This is a genomic window from Brevibacillus sp. AG (genome assembly GCF_028369215.1).
GTDB lineage: Bacteria > Bacillota > Bacilli > Brevibacillales > Brevibacillaceae > Brevibacillus > Brevibacillus porteri.
In genome coordinates, this window is the sequence record NZ_JAQMYO010000001.1 from 340,179 (window position 1) to 360,448 (window position 20,270).

The following is a 20,270-nucleotide window of genomic DNA, read 5'->3' on the forward strand; positions in this document are numbered from 1 at the left end:
ATTCGCTTCCCAACATAAAAAGGAGCCGAGAGAATACGGGATAACTCCCTGCATTCTTCTCGGCTTTTCGCCTTACTGCCTATCCGTTTTCACCACAAACTCAATGCTTCCGAGGCCACCCCATTTGGCGCTTACGACATCTCCTTCCCGAAGTTGGTGGGAACCGGTAATGCCCCCGGACAAAATCAAATCTCCCTTGTGCAGCTTCCGTCCTTCGCGAGCAAGCATGTTCGCCAGCATCGCGACCGAGTGGGCTGGATGACCGAGAACTGCCGCACCAGCCCCCAAGTCTTTGAGCTCGCCATTGATCGAAAGAGTAACACCTACCAAATCGAGTTCAAGTTCTTCAGGCTTTCTCCACGTCGATCCGATAAACACGCGGGAAGACGAAGCATTGTCGGCAATGACATCAGGCAAGGTAAACTGGAACTGCGCATACCTGCTGTCGATAATCTCCAGTGCGGGAACCACATAGTCAGTGGATGTCAGGACATGAGCCTCATTGATGCCGGGACCTTCCAAATCCTCACTCAAAACAAAGGCGATTTCCGCTTCCACCTTGGGATGAATCAATTCATTGATCGGCAGAATGCCGTCCTCGATATTCATATAGTCAAAAATGTAGCCCCGAATCGGTTCGTGCACATTCATCTGCTTCATTTTTGCCTGACTGGTCAAACCCATTTTAGAGGCAAAGATTCGATGTCCCTGCTCAAGCTTGAGGGAGACCAGTTCATTTTGAATACGATATCCATCTTCCACTGTCAGCTCGGGGTATTCAGCCGTTAGTTTTACGACCTCCTCCCTATTCAACTCCGCATCCACCAGCTTCTGAGCCAACCTTTTGTACAATAGTTCCGATTGCACGCTGATCACCCCCTATCTGATTTTGGTAGAGCTATTCAATTGGGCGATTTCCGCTGCGACATCCACGATCATGTCTTCTTGTCCCCCCACGGCCTTTCGTCTTCCCAGCTCGATCAAAATGTCCCGGGAGTCGATGCCGAACTTCCTGGCTGCACGCTCGGCATGAAGCCGGAAGCTGGAATAGACACCCGCGTATCCGAGAACGAGAGCGTCTCTGGTAATTTCCTGTGGTACTTGAAGAATCGGCGATACGATTTCCTCTGCCAGGTCCATCATTTTGTACAGATCGACGCCCGTCTGAATGCCCATTCGATCCAGTACAGCAAGGAGAACCTCGGTTTGTGTATTGCCCGCACCTGCACCCAAGCACCGAACACTGCCGTCAATCCAGGTGGCACCCTCTTGAATGGCGACGAGTGTATTGGCCATGGCTAAAGACAAATTGTTGTGTGCATGGAAGCCGATGGGAATATTCAGACATTGCTTCAATGCCCGGACTCGTTCCCCTGCTTGATCAGGTAACAGAGCGCCAGCAGAATCGACGATGTACACGACATCGGCTCCATAGCTTTGCATGAGTCCTGCTTGCTCCGCCAGTTTTTCCGGAGCAGCCATATGCGACATCATCAAAAAGCCAACTGTTGTCAAGCCAAGCTCTTTCGACCGATAAATATGCTGAGCGGAGACGTCCGCTTCGGTCGCATGTGTGGCGATTCGTGCCATGCCTACGCCTAGCCCTGCTGCCGTATTCAAATCTTTGATCGTGCCGATTCCCGGCAGCAAGAGCACGCCCACTTTCGCTTGTTTACAAACGGAAACGGCAGCCTCAATCAGCTCCAGTTCATGGGTCCTGGACAGCCCATACTGCAGGGACGATCCGGCCAATCCATCTCCATGGGAGACTTCGATATGCGGTACGTTCGCTTCATCTAATCCTCGCGCCACCTCGACTACTTGCTCCACAGTAAACTGGTGATTGATCGCATGGCTCCCATCTCGAAGCGCTACCTCGGTGAGGACAATATCACGACTCATATGCGGTTCCTCCTTTCATTCCTGGCTATATACCCGTGCCGGTGCCGACAGCATGCTTGGCATATTCCTCTGCTACTTTCACCGCTGTCGCCGTCATGATATCCAGATTGCCTGAATACGTAGGGAGGTAGTCACCCGCGCCTTCCACTTCCAAAAAAACGGTGATTTTGTTTTCATCAAAGATCGGTTCTGAGCGCAGGCGGTAACCAGGAACGAAAGATTGAATATAGGCAACGGTCTGGTGAATAGCCTTCACGATCTCCTGGCGGTCCGCCTCTTCCTCCACTATTGCATAGATCGTATCTCTCATCAGGATCGGCGGCTCCGCCGGATTCAGGATGATGATCGCCTTGCCTTTCTTCGCTCCGCCGATCGCTTCGATACCATGTGCGGTCGTCTCCGTAAATTCGTCGATGTTGGAACGTGTGCCAGGACCCGCGCTTTTGCTGGAAATAGTGGCCACGATCTCTGCGTAGCTGACCGGACTCACACTCCCTATCGCATGAACGATCGGAATAGTAGCCTGGCCGCCGCATGTAATCAGGTTGATGTTCTTTTCATTCAAATGCGTACCGAGATTCACAGATGGTACTACATAGGGCCCTACAGCAGCAGGCGTCAGATCGATGGCGAGCTTTCCTGCCTCCCTGAGCGCCTTGGCATGCACAATATGTGCTTTGGCAGAAGTAGCGTCAAAGACGATATCCGCAAGATCCGCATCGCTTTCCAAAAACGGTTTCAATCCGTCGTCAAATACATAGTATCCAGCTGCCTTTGCTCTATGCAGACCATCCGAATCAGGATCGATTCCAATCATGGACGTCAGTTCAAGAACTGGCGACCTTCCTAGCTTGATCATCAGGTCTGTCCCGATGTTCCCCGAGCCCAGTATTGCTACTTTTACTTTCTTCATGCATGCACTCCTTTCCTATTTTTATCTGCCAAACCTGACTCCTACTGAACCAAGTCCAGCAATCCGTGTGTGAAATACATCGCCAGGCTTAGCTTCAACCGCTGCGGATAACGCACCAGACAAGATGATTTCTCCTGCTTTGAGTGTAATCCCTAATTCGTACAGCTTGTTCGCCAACCACGCCACACAAGATGCGGGATTGCCCAATGCGGCGGCACCCACACCGGTATTGACCAGCTCCTGATTTTTATAAAACGCCATTCCTACTAGGGGAAGATCCAGATCTTGCGGTTTCACGGGATGCCCACCTAGCACATAGAAGCCCGAGGAGGCATTGTCCGCAACTGTGTCTTCTAGTTTGATTTGCCAGTTGGCTATCCGGCTGTCCACGATTTCTAAAGCAGGCACTACATATTCCGTTGCCATCATGACGTCATAGATGGTTACATGTGGCCCTTCCAGATCGCGCTTCAGCAGGAAGGCAATTTCTGCTTCTACCTTTGGCGAAAGGACATACTCGAAAGGCAGTTCTCCGTTGTTTTCCACGACCATGTCGTCCAATAGATGTCCATAGTCTGGCTGATCCACGCCAAGTAGTGTCTGCATAGCACGAGAGGTCAGGCCGATTTTCTTTCCTGTAATCTTCGCGCCTTCTTTCACTTTTCGCTCAATCGTCTTCAATTGAACGTGATATGCCTCTATCTCGCTGAATTGCGGATCCAGTAAAGTGAGTGGCGCTACTCCCACCCCTTCACGACTCGCCGCCGCTAAATGATCGGCGAATCGCGTGATCTTTTCTTTGTCCACACGGTTCCCTCCCTGATTTGCTGTCCTTGTCCTTCTCGCTATAATTTCATGGTGACTGTCTTGACCTCGGAGTAGAATTCGAAGCTGTGACGCCCGCCTTCGCGGCCAATCCCGCTGTCCTTGGCACCGCCAAACGGAGTTCGCAAGTCACGGACATACCAGCAATTGATCCATAAAAGACCTGACTTCACTCGATCAGCCACGCGATGCGCGCGCCGCAGGTCGTTGGTCCAAACCACTCCTGCCAAGCCGTAAGCCGAATCATTGGCGATCCGAATAGCGTCTTCTTCTGTACGGAATGGAATGATCACGATGACAGGACCGAAAATTTCTTCCTGGGCCACCCTCATTTTGTTGTCTACATCATAGAGCACGGTTGGCTCTAGGAAATTGCCGTCACCCAGCCCGCTGATCCGTTTTCCGCCGTAACCGAGCTTGGCTCCTTCTTCCAGTCCGAGCTGAATGTAGTGCTCCACCGACTCCATGTGACTGCGGGACACCAATGCTCCCATATCCGTGTCTGGTTCCAGAGGATTTCCCACCTTGATCTTTTGAACAGCCGCCACAAATTTGTCCAGAAACTGATCATATACGCTTTCTTGTACCAATAAACGCGATCCCGCCAGACAAATCTCACCCTGGTTGCGGAATATTGCCTCGATCGACCCTATTACCGCTTCATCAAGATCGGCATCTTCAAATACGATATTGGCTGATTTTCCTCCCAATTCGAGCGATACCGGAATCAATTGCGAAGCGGCATTTTGCATGACAGTCTTGCCGGTGTTAGATTCTCCCACAAAAGATATCCGGCGCACATGGGGATGCGTCGTCATCGCAGCCCCGACAGTCCCGCCCGGACCAGTGATGATGTTGAGCACGCCAGGAGGAAGACCTGCTTCATTGGCAATCTCTCCGAGCATCACCGCAGAGAGAGGCGTGTACGAGGCTGGCTTTACAACGACGGTATTTCCTGCCGCTAAAGCCGCCGATGCTTTCCAGGTCATCTGCATGAAGGGCAGATTCCATGGAATGATCAGACTTGTCACACCTGCCGGAGCATATTTGGCGTAGGACATAAAATGACGCATTTCATAATGCTCATGAACCATGTACTTGGCCATTTCGGCAAAGAATCGCAAATTGGCCGCCGCTCTCGGAATATCAAAGCCCCGGCTTTCTTTGATCGGCTTGCCGACATCGAGCGTCTCCACCAAAGCCAGTTCGTCCACACGTTCCATCACCAGGTCAGCCATTTTGCAGAGAATCTTGGCGCGCTCATCTACAGACATCGCACTCCAAACGCCTGACTCAAACGTACGCTGCGCCACGTCGATCGCCCTTTTTACATCCTGTTCATTTGCATTAGCTACAGAAGCCAGCTTGAGATTTGTCGCTGGGTTGATCGTATCAAAGGTTTCACCGGAAACAGCGTCCACGTAATCTCCGTCTATGAATAGCTTGGCGTCTTTTCGTACCCGGTTTTCCTTGGCAGTCTGACTCATGGGAATCCTCCTAATTCTCGATTTCCAAGATCATCTCTACTTCTACGGCGTTATTTAGCGGGAGCTGGGCCATCCCTACAGCGGACCGCCCATGCCTACCCTTCTCGCCGAATAGTTCCACCAACAAATCGGATGCCCCATTCATGACTGTAGGCTGATCTATGAAAGCTGGATCGCTGTTAACGAATCCGAGTATTTTGACTACTCGTTTGACTCTCCCCAGTTCCCCTAGCTCATGTTTGGCAACAGCTAGCAGATTGAGCATGCACTGCCTGGCAGCTATGTAGCCTTCCTCTATCGTGACATCCTGTCCCAGCTTCCCGCGATATTCGTTTGTCCCTTGGCCTGCCAGAAAGAGGAGATTGCCCGCTTGGACACAACCGACATAATTACCGGCCGGCTGTCTCGGTTTTGGCAGGTCAAGGCCCATTGCCTGTAGACGTTGTTCCGGCGTTTCAGTCTGATGCTTCACTGTCCGTTCATCTCCTTTATGTTCAGGAAGCGTAGCGCGTTTTCACCCAGCAACGCCCGCTTCTGTCCGTCCGTCAGCTCCAAAGTATGATCGATGACATCCCCGGGAGGTGTTTCACGAAGCAGGAAGGGATAATCCGAGCCCATCATGATTCTATCTTCGCCAAAGCGCTTCATCATGTATGGGATGTTCAATGGGTCGTACGTCAAGGAATCAAAGTAGAATTGTTTCGCGTACACACTAGGTGGTTGATCGGTCAGACGCAGATGCGGCCATACCTTCCAGCCTTGGTCCAGTCTGGGAAGGATATAAGGAAAAGAGCCGCCGCCATGGGCAAAGCAGATTTTCAGGCGCGGAAACTTCTCGATCACGCCTCCCAAGATAAGACTTGCTGCGGCAAGCGCTGTCTCGCTTGGCATCCCGACGGTGTACATCAGGTTGTGCCGCGGCATCCGTTCTCTGCCCAGCGTCTCCCATGGATGTACGAAGAGTGGCACATCCCATGTCTGACACATTTCAAAAAAAGGAATCAGTCCCGGATCGTCCAGATTGTTGCCATTTACGTTGGTACCGATTTCGATTCCTCTCAGGCCGAGCTCGTGCATGCAGCGATCCATTTCCCGAATGGCTACCTCCGTGTCTTGCAATGGAACGGTACCCAATCCGATGAAATGATTCGGATGTTGGTTAACCGTCTCTGCGATAAAATCATTTTGAATCCGCGCCATCACTTCCGCTTCGGCTGCCGGGGCCCAGTAGGAAAACGTAACCGGAATGGGTGACAGCACCTGCATATCTACGCCTTCTCGCTGCATGTCATGAATCCGTTTTTGGGGATCCCACACCTGATCCGTTACTTCGCGAAATACTTTTCCCCCGACCATGATATTTGCCCCGCATGTGCAAGTGCGGTGCAGAACTGGCCAGCGCTCCCCATGAAATCGCTCAGCCAGGTTGGGAACATCCTCTGGAATAATGTGGGTATGGAAGTCTACTCGCATTTCCACTCACTCGCTTCCGGAGACATGACGTGCCCGCATTTTTGGCATGTCCGCAGCTCCAGATTGCTGTTGAATCCTTCGATCGCCTCTTTTACCTGCACCTCTATGTTGGTCAGTTGAATCCGTACACGATGCATTTCTTGGTCGCAGTTTTCGCAGAACCAAGCAAAGTCCTCCAGTTCTCCCTCAGATCTGTTGCGCTCAATCACGAGTCCGATCGTATCCGCGATCCGGTGTGGGGAATGCGGAACATTCGCAGGAAGAAGAAACATTTCGCCTTCTCTGACCGTAATGATCTCACGCTTCCCATCCTGGTTCATGATCTCAACAAAGCAATCACCCTTGAGCTGGTAAAAGACTTCCTCGGATGGATCAATGTGAAAATCCCGCCGTTTATTCGGCCCTCCCACTACCATGACCATTAGTTCTGCATCTTTCCAAATCACCTTGTTATTCACCGGTGGCTTGAGCTGATCGATGTGATCCTCGATAAACTTCCACAAATGGATAGGTGGCAATGTATGCATGTTGTATTCCCTCCTTTGTTTTTTTAACTCCTAGCGATTATGTGAGATCGTTTCTCCTGCTGGTTTCAATGCCTTTTGCATATGAACCAGCTCTCGTGCCAATTCGTTGATTCTGCGCAAAACATCTTCGTCTGAAATTTCGTTTTGTGAGTTGAAATGATCGGCGTGTACATACACTGATCCTGGTGCTACGTAAGCGCGAAAGAAGCCCGCAATTGGTTTCAGCTGGTTTTCGATCACGAGGTAATGCTGATACGTCCCACCATTTGCCACGAAGCCCATTACTTTATGTCGAAGAACCTGAGGCTGAATATGATCAAACAAATTTTTCAGCGCCCCTGTCATCGAGCCTTGGAAAATAGGCGTACCAATCAGATAAAAGTCAGCGGAGGATACCTTGTCGATCACCTTTTTCGTATCATCCGTGTATGTCGCCGGATCTCGTCCATCACACAGAGACATCCGGTGCTCGCGCAGGTCGAGTAGCTCCACTTCGATTTCCGGTGCCGTTTTTTTCACTTCATCCAGTACGCTTTGCACGACGATGCTTGTTTTCGCCCCAATTACTGTGCCTGCTATGCCCAGTAGTTTCATGGTTTTCCCTTCCTCTTCGTCTGGACTTGTTTAAAGAACCTGTTCCCTCTGTGATGCCGATTTGGCAGCAAAAACACTGAGCGCGTCATCCACCATCGTACATGCATGAGACTTCTTATAATTGTTGTAAAAAATCGCTAATTTGCGCACCGGATCACCGGTATAGTATCGCTCGTATTGCAGCAAACGTTGTCCGAAGGCTTCCCCGCACAGGTCCCAAGCGAGCTTAAACAGGCGAACCCGATCTGTACCGGAAATACCGTCACGTCCCGCATAATACTTTTCCATGTCCGCTGCAAGCTCGGAATGCTCCATGTCACTGTCTGTCGGGGACATGAGCAAACCGCCTGCTCCAATAATTTGGATGACTTCAATCGCCCGTGGGTACAGCTTCGGAAGCAGTCCGCGAATGGTTTCGAGCTGTACGTAACCCGGCATGAGCTCGCCCGACGGCAAGGTCTCGTATTCCAGTTCAGCTGTCCTCAGGAGCGCTCTGACCGATTCCAGCGATTGCGCTAGCTCCCCGAGAATGTTTTGGACATTCGGATAGACGTCTACCCCGATGGAATCTGCCAGCCGCATGGCAACTTCCGTGGCAAATTGGAGCTTCAACAGTCCTCTCACCCCTGTCTGGTGCGCCGGCTGCTGTCCGATGCCTGTCTTTGGATAGAGCAGGTTGGCTGCTTCTACATTGTTGTACAGGAATAATCGCTCCCAAGGCACGAGTACATCATTGAAGACGAGAACAGCATCCATTTCCTCGAAGCGCGATGCCAAAGGATGGTCATAGACCGAACGATTTCCATCTTGCATGGGCTCCCTGCAAATGATGCGCAAGCCAGGCGTGTCAATTGGAATGGCAAATGCCAGGGCATAACGCTCATCGCCAGGCTTGAAACCCGGGAACGAATAAATGATGACTTCGTCCGTGATCGGTGCCAGTGTCGCGAGCATTTTCGCTCCTCTGACAATCAGTCCTTCCGGCGTCTCCTCTACTGCCCCCAAATGGGTGTACACATCGTTTTGTTCGTGCGAGGACTTGCTGCGGTCATTTTGCGGATTGATAATCGCATGCGTTAAAAATAGGTCTTGGTCGCGAACATACTTGTAATAATTCTTCACGTTTTCCGCCCAATGCGGATTGTACTTCTCCAAGAAAGACGCATTGCTGTATAGCGACGTCAAGACGATATTGAGAAAATCCGGCGTTCTTCCCATCAAACCAAAAGTGGCTTCCGCATAAGCTTCGTATATGGCTCGTTTCGCCTGCAATTCCTCAGGGGTCTTTGCAACGAGAAAGGCGTTGTTCACACGCTCACCAGTCTCCTGACAAATATGGGTAATCTTCGCTTGATACTTCTCGTCATGCTGCATGTCATACAGTTTCGCTATTTCATGAATCGGCTGTCGAAAAACAGCTTCCTCACATACCTTTATCACCTTTCTTCCTTGCAGCCAAATCTCCGGTTGCCGTGATTTCAAGCCCCGAATGTATTGGTCACCTGTACGGATCCCCACCGCAATTCCTCCCTGTTGGTTTTGGTTGGTTGAGTCGATTTTGTTCTTAAACCGCATTATAGTGTCTGGCTTTTCTGAAAAATGTAACCCACTTAACATCACGGCTGAAAAATATAAAAGGCCGCTCACCTGATTCGTGGGCAACGGAGGATATGTAAACGAATTAACATCAATTCTGTTTTTCTTTCGAATGCTCGTCATTTTCACGTTGAAATATTGGTAAAGAGCTTTTTATTTTCATATAATCAAAAGTGATGAGTTCAGAAAATTAAGACTTAATCTTGGGTGGATGATTGGAAGAGGCAATATCATTGATGAGGAAAGGAGCGGTGATGATGGTATCTCCTTTTGAAACGGATTTGAAATGGGAAACCCTTTTAGCATACGGCACCCGTCAATTTGTGAAAGGAAAAACAGCTATTTATAAGCAAGAGACGATGGGAGAAGGTTTTTATTATCTACATAAGGGATTAGCCAAGATTGTGACCTCTACCTTCAAGGGGAACGATCGCCTGGTGAACATCGTAGTCCCTGGTCAAATCATGGGACTTCAAACCATGGATCAACAACCTCATTTCACCACGGCTATTGCTGTAAAGAATGCAGTCGTCTACCATTTCTCCTGTTCGCAATTCCTCGAAATGCTGAAGGTACGCCCTGAACTCTTGTCTCTTTTCACCCAAACCATCAATCAAAAAATGCGGATTCTTCTAACTGCCATCAACATGAAGGCACTGACTTCAGAAGAGCAAATCGCTCGTCTCCTGCTCAACATTTGCGAAGACTTTAAAAACCACGAGGTTCCCCTCACTCAACAAGAGCTAGCTGAATGTGCTGGCCTCACCCGTATCACTGTCTACAAGATCCTGAAGGCATGGAAGGAACAAGGCATCATTGAAATCAATAACCGATCCTTTGTCGTCAAACGCCCAGATATGCTGAAGCCTCCACAACTCACAGCAACTCCCTTCCCTTCTATCGAGAAGCGCCGTAACATCCATTAAGTGTGAAAGGTGGTCACAATGGCCTGTCTCCGCTATCAGTGGACCCCGTACCTCATGTATGGCAAGAAGATCGAAATGGGAAAACATACAACGATCTACCATCAAGGCGATGTGGGAACTGGATTTTATTATCTAGACAAAGGGAGCGTAAAGATCACTCTCTTATCTGAGAACGGGCATGAGCGGACTATCGATTACATTCCCACAGGTGGGTTGTTCGGGGAGCACGGCGCCTATAACGGCTCATACCTGACATCAGCCATAACTACTTCTCCTTCCGTCATTTACTTTTTCTCCGACGAGGTCTTATCTCGCATATGCCAAGACTACCCACAGTCGGCAGTGATCTTCACCAATTCACAAATCTATAAGCTCCGTCTCCTAGCTGAAATCATCGCATTCACTGACAGTCCAATTGAGCTACAGATGGCTAATTATCTGCTCAAACTGATAGCTGTGCACGGAACTAATCATATCCCTATTGATCAGACGTCTTTTGCACGCTATATTGATACGTCTCGTATTACGGTGAACAAGACTTTGCAGAAATGGCGACAGCAAGGCTTGATTGAGCTATCTGAGCGGAGTGCCATTCGAGTTGTGGATGTAGAGGGATTGCGTGGGATTTATTCTCGCATCCAATGTAAATAGGGCGAAGCCTAATCAGGCTCGCCCCTCCGTATTGAAAATAACCGTTGAAAATCTTGATACAGCCCTGTTCAGTTCTGCTTAGAGCAGATGCATCTTGGCTTCTGCCTCGTCCCACGGTACCGAGTAGCCTGCCCCCTTGGCACAAAAGATCGAGGAGGATGTATAAACCGGATCTGCATCCTTTTCATAGCTTTTCCTTTCCATCACTTCCTCAGCGTTATGGCAGTGATCGTATCCGCCAAATACACAGCGGATGCTGCCTCGTCCATGGGTGAAAGAAGCGAATTCGGTACTGTAATTCATGAATGTTGCTACGGGCACCCTTCCCGTAATCACCGCATGCGTATCCGACATCTGCGGTGGCTCGAACGAACCTGAGGCACGCTGAATATCCGAAAGTACCCTCCCCATCTCGTTCATTCCCACCTTTATTTTGAAGTCATAATAGGGTTCTAACAGCATATTCTCCGCTTTCTCCAAGCCCTGCCGCAGCGCGCGGAAGGTGGCCTCACGAAAATCGCCCCCATGCGTATGTTCGTTATGCGCACGGCCTCTTAGGAGCGTAATTTTCATGTCGGTGACTGGCATGCCTGTCAATAGCCCATGATGCTCCCGTTCGTAGAGATGAGACCGAACCAGATTCTGGTAGTTAATACTCAGTTCATCAGGATGACATACACTAGTGACGTGGATTCCGCTGCCTCGCTCTCCCGGTTCAAGCAGGATGTGCACCTCCGCGTAATGCCTGAGCGGCTCGAAGTGTCCATATCCCGTCACAGCAGACTGTATCGTTTCTTTATACAAGATTTCTGGTTGTCCGAAAGAGACCACGAAACCGAAGCGTTCCTTCACAACCTGCTCCAGCACTTCTAATTGGATCAAACCCATGACGCGAATGTGAATCTCTTGCAAACTCTCTTCCCAAACCACATTCAGAGACGGGTCCTCCGCATTCAGAATGCGAAACGCACCGAGCACTTGCTGCACGTGAAGCGAACCGTCAAACTGTACTTTCGACTGTAGTGTCGGCTCAGTCTCATAAGCAAACTTGTCTGAGTAGAGCCCCACCCCTTGTCCAGCTTCGGCCTCGGACAAGCCGACGACCGCAAACAAATCGCCGGCAGCTACTTGTTCAACCGAGTGTGATTTCCTACCATTAAACATGAAGATTTGTGTGATCTTCTCTTCGTATCGCAGTCCACCGCTCTCATAGCTAAGCAGCTCCCGTACCTTCAGCTTGCCGCTCAGCGCTTTGACGAACGTTAACCTCAACCCGTTTGCAACGTGTTGAATTTTATAAATGCGCCCCCCGAACGGAGCCGTCTCGTTATAAGACGCAGTCGTCAACAAGGACAGTTGATTCAGGAACTCTACAACGCCATCATCCTGCAGTGCCGAGCCGCAGGTGCAGGGGAAAAGACTCCCATCTTGTATCATCTCCTGCAAGGCACCCAGCCAAAAAGCTTGATCGTCCCTTTCCTCTATGAACGCTTCTAGCAATGACTCGTTCCGCTCCGTCATCATCTCCCGTAGCCCCTCACCGACGAAACCGTTGGCGAAGTTGTCCTTGACGGAACAGACATCCCTTGTCAACTGACTGCGTATCTCCTCTTCCGTCCTGCTGGCATCCGCGCCTATGCGATCTGTTTTATTGATGAAGAAAAATGTCGGTATCCGATGTTTGCGCAACAACTGCCAGACTGTCTCGGTATGACCCTGGACACCTTCTACCGCACTGACAATCACGATAGCGTAATCCATTACCCCAATCGCCCGCTCCATCTCGGAAGAAAAATCGACGTGTCCTGGCGTGTCGATCAAATAATAAACGTCGCCCTTATGGTGCATAACCGCCTGATCGGCGAACACGGTAATGCCTCTTTTCCTCTCGATATCGTGGCTGTCCAAAAAGGCATCTTGATGATCCACCCGGCCCCGTGACCGGATGCTGTTCGTATGATATAGCAACTGTTCGGCGAAAGTAGTCTTGCCCGCATCCACATGGGCAAACAAGCCGATCGTTAGACGCTTCATGTTATCCCTCTTCCATAGCTACTCGACTGCCATTTCTTTTCTCATTAAAACATAAGAATGGAGAAGAAGAATAGTTGACTAACACTTTCTTGTAAATTGCCGTATCGATTCGCACATTTTCATTTAGTATAGGCTCGTATCAGTTGCCAAGCTTCCCCCATTTGCATGCTCTATATCATGCAGAGAGAAGCGAGGTGATTAATATGACTGACGTGGTAGTGATACTATTTAGACGTATCAGAGTGAATGGCGTACGAAGGCGAATTATTCGCGACGTTAGCATCATTGGAAGTGCCGCACCATGTAACCGATTTTTAATGATTGGTAGACGTGTGGGTCCTGCTTCACGTTGTCTTTTGAATAACGGGTTCCAACGTGTGTTATCAAGAGATAATGTTTTGGTGTTTATCCGAGTAAGATAAATGGGTCTGTATGAAAACGGTAGCTAATAGGGTTACCGTTTTCTTTTGTTACAAAATACTACGCATGAGGGCGGTTTGTCAGAAAAAGGACCCACCCTGTCAGAATCAGGAGAGGTCCCTTTATAGTTAAGAGTCTCTGTGTAGCTACACTCATTTACATCCTATGCCAAAAGGATTTGTCATCGTGACTTTACCTCAGAGCTTCGTCAAACACAGATTCTATTTGATCAACCTCTTTCGACACCGCGAATAAAACAAACGGCCCTTTCGTCTTCAAAACATGTTTTTCGATGAGAAAATACTCCTCTGGGCGATAGTCTTTCCATTTGATTGTTTGTGCCTCGATCCGTTGTTGTATTTTTTCTTTTATATACTCGGTGTCGCTCGCATCGTTGACTTTGATCACAGCCAGTTCATCCGCTTTCACATTGGATGAAGCCGTGTACAGGATGAAATCCTCTACTTTTCCTGTCTCGATCTGATACAACTTTTGCAGTTTCTCCAGATCCCCTTGCTTCATATCCTGAAAACTTACTGTTTGTTGAATTCTTTCTCCCACTTCTGAGGCCGAAAGTTCTTCGGCAGTCCCCCCGCCACTGGAGCATCCGGCCAATATGCCCATTCCGATAGCAAACATAAGCAGTACAGACAAAAATCGCTTCATTCCATTCACTCCATAATGTTCAGAATAGAGGTGTCTTCAAAAAACGTTTTGACGTTGTAAAGGAATAGCATGTCATGAAACTGCCGATCTTGTATGAGCTTTGTTACGGATTCCTCATAATAGCGAAGGTCAACGACATCGATCTCTGTGAAGTGTTCGGCCAAAAAGGGAATCAGACTATTGGCGTACGAATCTTTCACGATCAGCAGCTTCTTCCCGTCCGGATGATCCGTTGTGATTCGGACCAGTGCATGGTTGCCGTTCAGGAATAGCGCATACTTATCCTTTTTGGACAGATTGTCCATTTGGTACAAGGAATCCGCGGTAAGGCCTTCGTCCACGTACTCCACCTTCTTTTTGCTTTCCTCTTTCGGCAGATAAAGATCAATTCGATCAGGCTGTAGATGACGGAATCCGCTCTTTGAATAGAGCGATCCGTAGAACGCATCCGTCACCTGTCGGATGTTGAACGCAGCTTCGTCTTTTGGAACAATCCCCATCTGCTTGCACAACACCCGATAAGCATAATAAGCGCCTTTGCTTGTCCAATGATGATCCGTTTTATAAAAAATGGCTTCTTCGCGTCCGGCATACAGCGCGGGATAGACATCAACGAAGCGAATATCAGGTTGAAGCGATTGCCGAACTCGATTCAGAGCAGCATGTTCGTCACCAATTGGTGCGTAGGCGGGCAGTTCATCCCGAAGCAACGCGGCGGCGGTCGGTACCAGCATGATGTACTTGCGAAGGTCGGGCGCTGTCTGGTGAATAGAATGAATGGCTTTCATTCTGTCATTCACCTCGGCGTCCAGCGGCGATGAGAAATGTTGAATCAGGTACCCATCCTTACCCAGATAAACACCGTTGCTATCCTTTTTGCCCATAACACGATCCGCATCCGTTTTTAGCCCGATCCAAACGTCTCGGAAAGCAAATTGATCGGTGATATAGGTCTCGTAATCTGATGTGAACTTCCCCGCCAGTAGTGATCGCAGTGAAAAAGGCGGCCTGCTCTCGAGCACCCTGTTTTCCGATTCCGAAAATGCCTGATCAGGGGTCAGTATGTTCAAAACAGCCACCATGAGGATAAGCAGCAAGAACAACAAGCCCGTCACGGCTCGCGTGCGTTTGTCATATCTGGTCAAACTGCTCCCTCCCCTCAAAACCGAAAATATAAGAATGGATTGTAATCCTCAAAGACCAAATAAGCTGACGACAAAACCAAACTGATGATAGAAAGTGCCAAAGCAGCGATCATGCCTACCGAATTCCATCGGGCTTTCATCTGCTCCAATCCTTTCCGGGGCAGCGGTGTCGCGCACAAGGCCAACATAACGAGCAATCCGCCATACGTCGTCAGGTCGTAGAGCGCCTGGCGATCCACCCATTCGTGACCCCCGAAACCAAACATCGCACGGATGAACATCCACGCGGAAGGCAAAAGTTCGAATTCAAAAAGGACCCACCCAACAACGACAATCATCAGCGTGTAGAGATGTCCTGCCCAGTTCGGCCAACGCTTCAGCCACTTCAGCAAAAACAGCTTCTCAAACGCAACAAAACAGCCAAAATACAAGCCCCATACGATAAAGTTCCAGCTCGCTCCATGCCACAGACCGGTTAAGAACCATACGATCAAGAGGTTACGGAACTGCTTTCCCAAGCCCATCCGGTTGCCGCCGAGCGGAATATAGACATACTCCCGGAACCAGGAACCGAGGGAAATATGCCATCTGCGCCAAAATTCTGTAACGCTTCGTGAAATATACGGATGCTTGAAGTTTTCTGGGAATTCGAAACCGAACATTTTGCCGAGCCCGCGCGCCATATCTGAATACCCGCTGAAATCGAAATAAATTTGAAACGTAAACGCCAGGATGCCGAGCCACGCGGAGAGGACAGTCAAGTCCTCCATCGGCGTCGACTTCACGTTGGTCCATAGCAGTCCGATATTGTTGGCTAGCAGCACTTTTTTGGCCAATCCCCGGATGAACCATTCCGCCCCTTCTCCGAACTGTTCCAGCGTCACTTTACGAAAGACCAGTTGCTCCGCGATATCCCCATATTTGACGATCGGACCTGCGACCAGTTGGGGAAACATCGTGACGTAAGTGCCGAAAGCAACGATATTTCGTTGTGCCGGCACTTTACCGTGGTATACATCGACTACATAGGACATCGTTTGGAACGTATAGAAGGAAATACCGACGGGCAGTGGCAGATCAGCCACTTGTATATGCAGACCGAATAGATCATTCACATTCGAAACGACAAACCCGGCATATTTGAAGAAACTGAGAATCGCCAGACTTCCGCAAATAGAGCCGAGCAACACTGCTCTGGCAATCGGCTTGCGGTGACTGTACTTGTTGATCACGAGCCCGTTGATATAATCAAATACGGTTGTAAAAATCATGATGATGATATAAACTGGTTCGCCCCATGCATAAAAGATGAGGCTCGCTGCGAACAGAACAACATTTCTCAGCTTCTTGGGCGACACATAATAAACGAGCAGCACGGCGGGCAGAAATTGAAATAGGAATATCAGACTGCTGAATACCAACGTTCGCTTCCTCCCGCGCCGCTATTTTGCGCTCTTCTGACGACCCAGCTCATCTTTTACGTAATCGAGCAGGATCGGGTAAAACTCGGCTTGGAAATGAATGCCGTCCGCATCGTACATGTCAGGATGAGCGGACACGATTGACGACACATCGATGAATCCGACTTGTACCTTGCTTGCCAGCTCCTTCAGTCCCTTATTGTAGTCGCCGATATTTCGATAACGGGGCTCCGCTTTTTCTGCCTCTGCCGTAACCGGGGTAACGGATAATATCGTGATGGACGCCTCTGGAAGCTTTACTTTGATGAGATCGATCAATTGGCCGTAATACGACAACGAATATTCCTTGGGATTGTCGGTCGGCCATAAAATGTCATCCGAACCTAGCTGGATAAAAATATGATCGGGCTTTCGCTTGACCAATTCGTCTATATCTTGTAGCGCGAATTCAGCCGTTTTCCCTGCACCTGCCAGCACGTTCTCGTCTTTCAGCACATCATGGTACGACAATCCCTCCGTAATCGAATCTCCGAGAAAAACGCTTGTTTGATACTGTGATGCATATGAGGTTTGCTCCGGAGTGGAGATGTCTACGGCCTGCCTAGTCATCTCGGAAGCAGGTGGTTGTCCATTGGTGCCGCATGCCGCAACCGATAAGGCTACCATTGCGATCAGTGTAATACCCATCATTTTCTTTTGCACTTTCATCTTTCCCCTTTCTTCTTGAACAAGGTAAAGAGTAATCGTCGGAGATCAAGATCAGATGCAGATCGTATGCAGATTGGGTAGAAATGCAATAAAAGAAAGTGCAGAACCAAGGTTCTACACTTTCTTTTTCTTTAATTCAAAATAGAACAAGACGCCTTCCTCCGTATTCGTTGCCCCATAGAACGACCCATGCAGTTCTAATATCTGCTTGGAGATCGCCAGGCCCAATCCGGTTCCTCCGGTCGCACGGTTGCGGGAGTGCTCGCCGCGGTAGAAACGATCCCATATCTTCTCCAATTGCTCGGCCGGAATATGGACGCCTTTATTTTCGATGCAAATCTTGACGGTATCCTCCCCTTCAACTGCCGAAATGACAATGTCCTCTTGCTCCGGCGTGTAGCGTATGGCGTTTGTCAGGAAATTCACGATCACCTGCTCGATTCGATGCTGATTGGCGATGACTTCGACTGGGGCGAAACGGTTGTGCAACTGCAACTGCTTGCCGGAGAGGTCCGGTGCCAACTTTACGCAGATTTGCTCCAGTACCACATCAATTCGGAACGAATCCATCTGCATTCTATACGTACCGGATTCATATTTTGCCAATTCCAGCATATCCGCAACTAGAAGGTTCATCTTCTTCACTTCATCTTCCATCGCAGCAAAATAGTAGTCCCGCTTTGGGCTTTCCGCCTTATCTTTCAAAATGTAAAGGCAGCTTTCCATGACGCTGAGCGGAGTTTTCAGCTCATGCGACACATCAGATATAAATTCTTTACGCGTTTGCTCCAGCCGCTTTTCTTTCTCGATATCCTGCTCCAACCGAACAATATGGGCATGCAGCATATCCGAAAGCCGATTAATATTCCGTGACAGGCTGCCGATCTCATCCTCTGTCTTGATCGGAATTTTTTCAGAGAAGTCCAGTTTGGCCATTTTTTGGGTCATGTCGTCCATGCGGAGCAAAGGAGCTGCTATTCTGCGGGAATAATAGAAGGAGGCGAGCAGAACGAGCAGCAAGGTACCTGCAAGGATGTAGCCGTAATAATTTCTCATGACCTCTGTAGCTTCGTTTACAGGCTGCAATGATGTCATGGCGAATAGATAGGCGGGATTCCCTGTTGGATCGGTCACGCGCTCTACGAATATTTTGTAGTCCATATCGTTCTCATTGTAGTTCGTTATGGTGCTTGTTTGCTCCACATAATCCCCGTATAGCAGATCTGCTTGAAAAGCTTTCACCCGTTCAAGAAATAAGCGGTTCGTATAACGGGATACATCCGCGCCTTGCGGTGTCCGGACCTGTGTGATGGTTCCGTGCACCAGTACGCTGGGATAACGCTCATGGTATTCGGTAGGACTCTTGAATCTCGGGACGACCTCATACTCTTTTTTGACGAGTTGCTGATTCTCTAGTCGATTTTCCTCTCTGAGATTGGAGACACTCCTCCCGATCCGCTGCGGAAACCATTGATTATCGATCATGATCCCTTCCATGGCAATCTGTTGACCCACTTTCACAAAGGTATCGATGAAGGGGTTATCAGCGCTTACATCCTCCACATCCATGACCGTGTACAGCGGAACGACAATCGACTTGCCAGAAAGAGCAGGGGTGGCGTCCGAGTGCTCTAGCCGGACCTCCATCTCGAAATCGTCGGTGTATTTCAAATGACCTCTATCATCCAATCGAGCAAACCAGGCATTCGTCTTTTGATAAAACTCCTGTTCCTTCCTGACTTCATCCTGGGAATCCCCGGCATGAGTCAACTCGTTTTGCCGATAGAATTGAAGGGCTTCCTTCACCTTCTCTACCTTTTGATGCACATAAAACTGCTCGAAAAATACGGTTTGTCCGATAAAAATACTCGCGATCACAAACAGGCATAATCCCGTTGTGAGGAGAAACAGCTTGAGTACAATGCTTGTTCTCATGGCCGATCCTCGAATTTATAACCGGAACGAACAACAGTGACGATATGCTTCGCATGCTCTCCCAGCTTGGAACGCAAATTGCGAATATGGCTGCTGAGCGTACGATCCTCGCCGTCAAAGTCGTAACCCCAGATTTTTGTAAGGAGCTGTTCTCTGGTGAGGATGATGCCTTTGTTTTTCATCAAGTAGGCCAAAATTTCGAATTCCGTGTGCGTCAGGCTATAGTTCTTTCCCTCAATCGAAACGGTTCGGGACGGCAATTGAATCGTAATCCCGCCGCCGGACAACATATCCCCCGGTTCGTGCATTTGCCGATTTTCCAGCAACCGTTTGGCGCGTGCCAGCAGGATGGGAGGACTGCACGGTTTCACCACATAATCGTCCGCTCCGAGCTCGAATCCAAGCAACGTGTCATCCTCATCCGCACGAGCTGTTAACATCAGAATGGGGACGTTGGAAACTTTGCGAATGCGTCTGCATACTGACCACCCGTCCAATTCCGGCAGCATAATGTCCAGAATGATCAAATGTACTTCATGCTCTTGAAATAACGTCAGCGCCTGACTCCCGTCCCCCGCTTCCAGCACTTCGTATCCTTCGTCCATCAAGTATTCCTTCATAATCTCTCGCAAAACCTGCTGGTCTTCCACTATCAGTATCGTTTTCGTCATGCTAATGACCTCTCGTCCTCTATCTCTCCAAAAGATATTTTTTAGAATGTTATCATGAGTTTGGGGTCGTCACAATATGGCAGTACTGTAAAAGGTCGTTATGGACGCTTGGCAAATGGTCTAGCGAATGGGACTTTTCATTATTCATAAAAATTTTCCTCGATCAGCTCCTCGAATGAATCCGCTACTAACTTGATCTCACCGGTATCGTGATATCAGATGAAAACCTTTCCTGCCGGATTGATGATAATCGGATTTTGATAACCTAGATAGGATACTCGAACAACAAAACCTAAAGGGTGTAACACAAAAAGTGACCAAATGAATGGTCACTTTTTCCTATTGGATGGTTCTATTTATTATCTCGTAGGCTAAC

19 protein-coding genes are annotated in these 20,270 nt (G+C 49.1%); 2 read left to right on the top strand and 17 right to left on the bottom strand.

From position 1 onward, the window contains the following. Nucleotides 1–72: 72 nt before the first annotated feature. The 10 genes from POF51_RS01505 to POF51_RS01550 are packed head-to-tail and all read right to left on the bottom strand — an operon-like array spanning nucleotide 73 to nucleotide 9,239. Entirely contained in the window at nucleotides 73–867 is a 795-nt protein-coding gene (locus POF51_RS01505) for a 2-keto-4-pentenoate hydratase (protein ID WP_069844949.1), read from the bottom strand. Nucleotides 868–879: 12 nt separating this feature from the next. Continuing rightward, a complete protein-coding gene (dmpG, locus tag POF51_RS01510; protein ID WP_069844950.1) occupies nucleotides 880–1,902 on the bottom strand; it encodes a 4-hydroxy-2-oxovalerate aldolase in 1,023 nt (340 codons plus the stop codon). A 25-nt stretch (nucleotides 1,903–1,927) separates the two neighbouring features. Continuing rightward, nucleotides 1,928–2,815 (bottom strand): acetaldehyde dehydrogenase (acetylating), encoded by an 888-nt coding sequence (locus POF51_RS01515; RefSeq protein ID WP_271753437.1) that lies wholly within the window; start codon nucleotides 2,813–2,815, stop codon nucleotides 1,928–1,930. Nucleotides 2,816–2,836: 21 nt separating this feature from the next. Then, a complete protein-coding gene (locus tag POF51_RS01520) occupies nucleotides 2,837–3,622 on the bottom strand; it encodes a 2-keto-4-pentenoate hydratase (protein WP_069844952.1) in 786 nt (261 codons plus the stop codon). 38 nt (nucleotides 3,623–3,660) lie between these two features. Further along, the gene (locus POF51_RS01525) at nucleotides 3,661–5,127 is read right to left on the bottom strand and encodes an aldehyde dehydrogenase (protein ID WP_106833086.1); all 1,467 of its coding nucleotides are present in this window, start codon (nucleotides 5,125–5,127) and stop codon (nucleotides 3,661–3,663) included. Between the two features lie 10 nt (nucleotides 5,128–5,137). Beyond that, nucleotides 5,138–5,599 (bottom strand): RidA family protein, encoded by a 462-nt coding sequence (locus POF51_RS01530; RefSeq protein ID WP_271753440.1) that lies wholly within the window; start codon nucleotides 5,597–5,599, stop codon nucleotides 5,138–5,140. Beyond that, nucleotides 5,596–6,600 (bottom strand): amidohydrolase family protein, encoded by a 1,005-nt coding sequence (locus POF51_RS01535; RefSeq protein WP_106833312.1) that lies wholly within the window; start codon nucleotides 6,598–6,600, stop codon nucleotides 5,596–5,598. Before POF51_RS01535 ends, POF51_RS01530 begins: the two co-directional genes overlap by 4 nt. Continuing rightward, the gene (locus POF51_RS01540; protein ID WP_069844955.1) at nucleotides 6,591–7,127 is read right to left on the bottom strand and encodes a 3-hydroxyanthranilate 3,4-dioxygenase; all 537 of its coding nucleotides are present in this window, start codon (nucleotides 7,125–7,127) and stop codon (nucleotides 6,591–6,593) included. The genes POF51_RS01535 and POF51_RS01540 overlap by 10 nt, the downstream gene beginning before the upstream one ends. Before the next feature lie 30 nt (nucleotides 7,128–7,157). Then, the gene (locus tag POF51_RS01545) at nucleotides 7,158–7,721 is read right to left on the bottom strand and encodes an NADPH-dependent FMN reductase (RefSeq protein ID WP_069844956.1); all 564 of its coding nucleotides are present in this window, start codon (nucleotides 7,719–7,721) and stop codon (nucleotides 7,158–7,160) included. A 30-nt stretch (nucleotides 7,722–7,751) separates the two neighbouring features. Continuing rightward, nucleotides 7,752–9,239 carry a 4-hydroxyphenylacetate 3-hydroxylase family protein gene (locus POF51_RS01550; protein WP_069844957.1) on the bottom strand — a complete coding sequence of 496 codons (1,488 nt, stop codon included), beginning with the start codon at nucleotides 9,237–9,239 and terminating at the stop codon, nucleotides 7,752–7,754. 335 nt (nucleotides 9,240–9,574) lie between these two features. On the opposite strand from POF51_RS01550, the gene POF51_RS01555 reads away from it, so the two are divergent. Beyond that, nucleotides 9,575–10,243: a Crp/Fnr family transcriptional regulator gene (locus POF51_RS01555; RefSeq protein ID WP_069845470.1), complete on the top strand. Its 669-nt coding sequence runs from the start codon at nucleotides 9,575–9,577 to the stop codon at nucleotides 10,241–10,243. Between the two features lie 18 nt (nucleotides 10,244–10,261). Next, nucleotides 10,262–10,894, top strand: coding sequence for a Crp/Fnr family transcriptional regulator (locus POF51_RS01560; protein WP_017248573.1), 633 nt, complete (start codon nucleotides 10,262–10,264; stop codon nucleotides 10,892–10,894). 78 nt (nucleotides 10,895–10,972) lie between these two features. Here POF51_RS01560 and POF51_RS01565 read toward each other — a convergent pair whose 3' ends face one another. The 7 genes from POF51_RS01565 to POF51_RS01595 form a co-directional block, all read right to left on the bottom strand. Continuing rightward, nucleotides 10,973–12,928: a GTP-binding protein gene (locus POF51_RS01565; RefSeq protein WP_271753446.1), complete on the bottom strand. Its 1,956-nt coding sequence runs from the start codon at nucleotides 12,926–12,928 to the stop codon at nucleotides 10,973–10,975. A 612-nt stretch (nucleotides 12,929–13,540) separates the two neighbouring features. Continuing rightward, nucleotides 13,541–14,014: a DUF4358 domain-containing protein gene (locus tag POF51_RS01570; protein WP_069844959.1), complete on the bottom strand. Its 474-nt coding sequence runs from the start codon at nucleotides 14,012–14,014 to the stop codon at nucleotides 13,541–13,543. Between the two features lie 5 nt (nucleotides 14,015–14,019). Beyond that, the gene (locus POF51_RS01575; protein ID WP_069844960.1) at nucleotides 14,020–15,159 is read right to left on the bottom strand and encodes a DHHW family protein; all 1,140 of its coding nucleotides are present in this window, start codon (nucleotides 15,157–15,159) and stop codon (nucleotides 14,020–14,022) included. A gap of 14 nt (nucleotides 15,160–15,173) precedes the next feature. Beyond that, the gene (locus POF51_RS01580) at nucleotides 15,174–16,580 is read right to left on the bottom strand and encodes an MBOAT family O-acyltransferase (RefSeq protein ID WP_069844961.1); all 1,407 of its coding nucleotides are present in this window, start codon (nucleotides 16,578–16,580) and stop codon (nucleotides 15,174–15,176) included. Between the two features lie 21 nt (nucleotides 16,581–16,601). Then, nucleotides 16,602–17,288, bottom strand: coding sequence for a GDSL-type esterase/lipase family protein (locus tag POF51_RS01585; RefSeq protein ID WP_069844962.1), 687 nt, complete (start codon nucleotides 17,286–17,288; stop codon nucleotides 16,602–16,604). A gap of 114 nt (nucleotides 17,289–17,402) precedes the next feature. Next, nucleotides 17,403–19,223: a HAMP domain-containing sensor histidine kinase gene (locus POF51_RS01590; RefSeq protein WP_271753452.1), complete on the bottom strand. Its 1,821-nt coding sequence runs from the start codon at nucleotides 19,221–19,223 to the stop codon at nucleotides 17,403–17,405. Next, nucleotides 19,220–19,894 (bottom strand): response regulator transcription factor, encoded by a 675-nt coding sequence (locus tag POF51_RS01595; protein WP_069844964.1) that lies wholly within the window; start codon nucleotides 19,892–19,894, stop codon nucleotides 19,220–19,222. Before POF51_RS01595 ends, POF51_RS01590 begins: the two co-directional genes overlap by 4 nt. Nucleotides 19,895–20,270 lie beyond the last annotated feature (376 nt).